Source organism: Protofrankia sp. CiP1_Cm_nod2 (assembly GCF_920664355.1).
Taxonomy (GTDB): Bacteria; Actinomycetota; Actinomycetes; order Frankiales; family Frankiaceae; genus Protofrankia.
Window position 1 is genome coordinate 1 of the sequence record NZ_CAKKTL010000189.1, and the last position, 5,095, is coordinate 5,095.

Annotated in this window: 5 protein-coding genes and 1 pseudogene; 4 read left to right on the top strand and 2 right to left on the bottom strand. The window is 70.9% G+C overall.

The genetic code is table 11. The features are described from left to right. On the top strand, window positions 1-948 hold a 948-nt coding region (locus tag NBW84_RS18330; RefSeq protein ID WP_250285959.1), incomplete at its 5' end, for a DUF5635 domain-containing protein. Between the two features lie 90 nt (window positions 949-1,038). Here the strand turns inward: NBW84_RS18330 and NBW84_RS18335 are convergent. Further along, window positions 1,039-1,362, bottom strand: a complete 324-nt coding sequence (locus NBW84_RS18335; protein ID WP_250285960.1) for a DMT family transporter — start codon at window positions 1,360-1,362, stop codon at window positions 1,039-1,041. Window positions 1,363-1,467: 105 nt separating this feature from the next. On the opposite strand from NBW84_RS18335, the pseudogene NBW84_RS18340 reads away from it, so the two are divergent. Continuing rightward, a pseudogene (locus tag NBW84_RS18340) lies at window positions 1,468-1,824 on the top strand (response regulator transcription factor); the annotation flags it as partial. Between the two features lie 258 nt (window positions 1,825-2,082). On the opposite strand, the gene NBW84_RS18345 reads toward NBW84_RS18340, so the two are convergent. Continuing rightward, the gene (locus tag NBW84_RS18345; protein WP_250285963.1) at window positions 2,083-2,307 is read right to left on the bottom strand and encodes a hypothetical protein; all 225 of its coding nucleotides are present in this window, start codon (window positions 2,305-2,307) and stop codon (window positions 2,083-2,085) included. A gap of 188 nt (window positions 2,308-2,495) precedes the next feature. Between NBW84_RS18345 and NBW84_RS18350 the strand changes: the two genes are divergently transcribed. After that, a complete protein-coding gene (locus NBW84_RS18350; RefSeq protein WP_250285964.1) occupies window positions 2,496-3,692 on the top strand; it encodes an LLM class flavin-dependent oxidoreductase in 1,197 nt (398 codons plus the stop codon). A gap of 73 nt (window positions 3,693-3,765) precedes the next feature. Continuing rightward, on the top strand, window positions 3,766-5,095 hold a 1,330-nt coding region (locus tag NBW84_RS18355; RefSeq protein ID WP_250285965.1), incomplete at its 3' end, for an NtaA/DmoA family FMN-dependent monooxygenase.

The following is a 5,095-nucleotide window of genomic DNA, read 5'->3' on the forward strand; positions in this document are numbered from 1 at the left end:
GCGTTCAACAGCGTGACCACCGTCCGGCGGGGCTTCGCCGAGATCCCGACGCGGCGGATCCCCTCGCGTTCCGTCCGTGAAGCCCTGCTCAACGCGGTCGTGCACCGGGACTGGATGCGTCCGGAGCCGGTCGTCGTCACCTGGTTCGACCATGACACCGTCATCGAGGTCGACAGCCCCGGCGGCTTTGCCGGCGGGATCACCGAGGACACCGTCCTTTCCCGCAGGTATGCCCGCTACCCGGCCCTGTCGGATCTCTTCCGCGCGCTACGGCTGGTGGAGAAGCAGGGCGTCGGCGTGGACCGCATGTACCGGGAAATGATCTCACTTGGTCACCGGCCGCCACGGATCACCGAGCTGGCCGGCCCGGACGTACGGACCCGGCTGGCCGGCGGCGCGCCGGTCCTGCCGATCATGTCCCTGATGGAGTCGGTCCAGCCGTCCGCGCGCCGACGCGACGTACGGATCGCCGTGGTTCTCCACGAGCTGCTGCACCGCCCCTTCCTCACCGTCGAGGACGCGGCGCGCGCTCTTCAGACCGACCCGGACGACGCGCGGGATGCCCTCGAGGCCATCTGTACCGCCCAAATAGACGGCAACACCATCATCGACCGCTACAAGGACGTCTGGATGCTCTCCGCCGCTGTCTTCCGCCGGCTGGAAGGCGATCCGGACACGATCGGGGAACTGGCCGGGCGTGGGCTGCTGACCTACCGGCGGCCTGGTCGCGGTGCCGCCCGGGACGTCATCGCCTCCTGGCTCGCCGCCCATGAACGCATCACCAGCGGTGACTACGCAGCCCTGACCGGCCTCACCACGGCCGGGGCGAACCGCGCGCTCGACCGGCTCGTCCCGGACCTGCTCGTCCGCGGCTCCAGCAGCGGGCGCAACGCCCACTACATCGCGGCGCGAACACGCACGGAAGTGCCAGCGGCGCACGGGGAATAAATGAAGGACGCTCCGCCCTGCCGGTGGACAGGCTCGGATACGCGGTCCCGCGCGCACGGGCACCGCCGTTCAGCGGACGGGCACCGCCGTTCAGTGGGCACCGCCGAGGTTGAGTACGATCACGCCAGCGATGATCAGCGTCACGCCGAGGACCTTCGCGACGGTGACCGACTCGTTCAGGCCGACTATCCCGATCACGACGACCAGCGCGGTGCCCAGGCCGGCCCAGATGGCGTAGCCGACCCCGACCCGCATGCCCTTCTCGACCGCCTGGGCGAGCGCGACGAACGCGAGACCGTAGGCGGCAAGGCAGCCCACGGTCGGCCACAGCCGGGTGAAGCCGTCCGTGCTCCTGATCAGGCTGGTCCCCAGGACCTCCGTCACGATGGCCAGTCCGAGGAACACGTAAGCCATGGTCAGCACCTCCTGCCTGGTATGTCCGTACTGGACAGACAAGCCCGGGCCGCGGGCCGGCGGTGGCGACCGGCGCGGCCACGGAGGCGATGTCCCCGGGCCGATGGCGCCTCCGGCCATGTTCTGAAATCGGTCGCCGACCGTGACCTCGTCGAAGCCTGCCGGGCCACCATGCGCGGCGAGCCCTTTCTCTGTCCCGGCGCGGTCAACGCCCTCATCCGCAATTATCTCGACCGGATCCGTGAGGGCGGCGGCATCCCTGAGCGGGCCATCACCGAGCGCGAGGAGGAGATTCTCAGGCTCGTGGCCGAGGGAGACAGCTCGCAGGAGATCGCCGGCCTGCTCTTCGTCAGTGTCAAGACGGTCGAACGCCACCGCGCCAACCTGCTGCAGAAACTCGGCATGAAGGACCGGCTGGAGCTCACCCGGTACGCGATCCGGGTCGGCCTGATCAAGCCGTGACCCGGCTTTACCGCGCGAGACCCGGCTTTGCCACGGCCGGCTCGTATCCCGCCCCGCCCCGGGGCTTCCGGCGCGCACCGGACAGGCCGGCGGGAACACACGGGCCCGGTTGCCGGCGGCGCGCCGGTTCCGCCGGCCATGCCGCTGGCGGAACCGCTCCAGCCCGGCGCCTGCTGGACAGGCACGGGCAGGCGGTCCCGCGTGGGCAGCCGCGGCGATCCGGTACGGCGACGTCATTGCGCCGCGCGCGGCCCTCGGTTACGGTCTAATCGTGGCGCTGACGGGTGCACTGCTGAAGGGTGCACTGTCGGCGGATGCGCCGCCGATGGATGCGCCGCCAACAAGTTCACTGGTGGTGACCAGCGTATCGGCGGCGGATGCACCGGCGATGAGGAGAACATTCGCCGCCCGCAGATACCTCGACTTCTCCCGGCTGGCCAGTTCCCTCTGTTGCCGCTGACAAAGCGTCAGCCGATCATCCACCGGTACGGCACCGTACGGTGATACCGGGCCCGCCCGTATGTCGTTCATATCGTTTTCCGTCACGAGCGATCGCGCTCTGATTTTCCGTGCCCGGCGCCCGCTGATCCGCGGCGTCGACGAGAAATCCCGTTGAACAGCGCAGCGGAAACAACGACAGAAATGAAGACCGGAAGGGGACGACACGTCCGATGCCCGCGCTCTCTTCACTGCATCTCGCCGTCGCGCTGGACGGTACCGGCTGGCATCCCGCGGCCTGGCGGGAGCCACGGGCCCGCCCGCTCGAGCTGTTCACCCCGCGCTACTGGGTCGACCTGGTCTCCGAGGCCGAGCGCGGTCTGCTCGACTTCGTCACCATCGAGGACGCCCTCGGCGTGCAGTCCTCCCGCTTCGACGGGCCGGACGGGCGGACCGACCAGGTGCGCGGCCGCCTGGACGCGGTGCTGATCGCCTCCCGGGTCGCGCCGCTGACGACGCACATCGGGCTCGTCCCGACCGCGACCGTCACCCACACCGAGCCGTTCCACGTCTCGAAGGCGATCGCGACCCTCGACTACGTCAGCACCGGCCGGGCCGGCTGGCGGGCGCAGCTGTCGCATCCCGGTGAGAACTCCCATTTCGGCCGCCGCGACATCTCCCGTCTCCGGTTCGAGGACTACGCGACACCCGAGGGCCAGGCGCTGGTCGCCGAGTACTTCGAGGAGGCCGGCGACTTCGTCGAGGTGGTCCGCCGGCTGTGGGACAGCTGGGAGGACGGCGCGGAGATCCGCGACACCGCCACCGGGCGGTTCGTCGACCGCGAGAAACTGCACTACATCGATTTCAAGGGCCGGTGGTTCAGCGTCCGCGGCCCGTCGATCGTGCCGCGGCCGCCGCAGGGGCAGCCGCTGGTCACCGCGCTCGCGCACAACACGCTGCCCTACCGGTTCGGCGCCCGCTCGGCCGACGTCGTCTATGTGACCCCGCGGGACGCCGACGACGCGCGCGCGACCGTCGAGGAGATCCGGGCCGAGCAGCACGCCGCCGGCCGGGCGGAGAACGTGCACGTCTTCGGTGATCTCGTCGTCTTCCTCGACACCGCCGCGACGGCGGCGAACGACCGCCGCAAGCGCCTGGACGAGCTGGCCGGCGGCGAGTACAGCAGCGACGCGCTGGTGTTCACCGGCACCCCTGCCGAACTCGCCGACCTGCTGCGGGACTGGCAGCGCGCGGGCCTGTCCGGCTTCCGGCTGCGGCCCGGGACGATCCCGCACGACCTGGAGGCGATCACCCGCGCGCTGGTCCCGGAGCTCCAGCGGCGCGGCGTGTTCCGCACCGCCTACGAGGCGGACACGCTACGTGCCCTGCTCGGGCTGCCCAGACCCGCCAACCGCTACGCCGCCGCCTGACGACCCGCCGGCCGGCCCGCCGACCCGCCGACCCGCCGGCCGAGCCGGCATCGAACGCCTGGAGCGTCACGTCATGAGCAAGCCCCGCAAGCAGATCATCCTCGGTGCCTACCTCGGCGGCGTGAACCATCACACGGTGTGGTCCGACCCGGCCGCCGGCAGCCAGATCGCGTTCTCCTCGTTCCAGCACCTGGCCCGGACCGCCGAGCGCGGCAGGTTCGACTTCTTCTTCCTCGCCGAAGGCCTGATCCTGCGCGAACGGCTCGGCCTGATCTTCGACCAGGACATCGTCGGCCGGCCGGACACCCTGCCGGTGCTCGCCGCGCTGGCCGCGGTGACCGAACACCTCGGCCTCGTCGGCACCATCAACGCCACCTTCAACGAGCCGTATGAACTGGCCCGGCAGCTCGCCTCGCTGGACCACCTCTCCGGCGGACGGGCCGGCTGGAACGTGGTGACCTCCTTCGACGCCTTCACCGGGCAGAACTTCCGCCGCGGCGGCTTCCTGGACCGCGACGACCGCTACATCCGCGCGGGCGAGTTCCTCGCCACCGCCCGGAAGCTCTGGGACTCCTGGCCCGCCGACGCCGTGGTGGCCGACAGGAGCAGCGGACGGTTCGTCCGCGACGACAGCGTGGGCGCGTTCAGCCAGCACGGCGAGCAGTTCGACATCTCCGGGCACTTCAACGTCCCGCGCAGCCCCCAGGGCCGCCCGGTCATCCTGCAGGCCGGGGTGTCCCCGCAGGGCCGGGACTTCGCCGCCGGCAGCGCGGACGCGATCTTCTCCCCCTACCGCCACCTGCCCGAGGCGCGCGAGTTCTACCAGGACATCCAGGCCCGGGCGCTGCGCCAGGGCCGCCCGGCCGGCTCGGTCAGGCTGCTGCCCTCGGCGTCGTTCGTGCTCGGCGACACGCAGGCCGACGCCGTCGAACGGCACCGGGAGATCACCCGGACGCAGGTCAGCGGCCGGACGGCGCAGATCCTGCTCGAGACCGTCTGGAACCGTGACCTCTCCGGCTACGACCCCGACGGCCCGCTGCCGGACGTCGGCCCCGACCCGGACGCCCCCCTGGTGATCCAGGGCCGGGCCCGCCTGGCCCAGGACCCGTACGAGACCGTGGCCGGCTGGCGGGCACTGGCCGAGGCGAACAGCTACTCACTGCGTGAGCTGGCCATCCACCTCTTCAGCCGCACCGAGTTCATCGGCACGCCGACGCAGGTGGCCGACCGCATCGACTCCTTCGTCCAGAACGACGGCTCGGACGGCTTCATCCTCGGCTCCCACCTGACCCCCACCGGCCTGGACGAGTTCGTCGACAAGGTGGTGCCACTCCTGCAGGAACGCGGCTCCCTACGTACCGAATACACCGGCACAACCCTGCGCGACAACCTCGGCCTCCCCA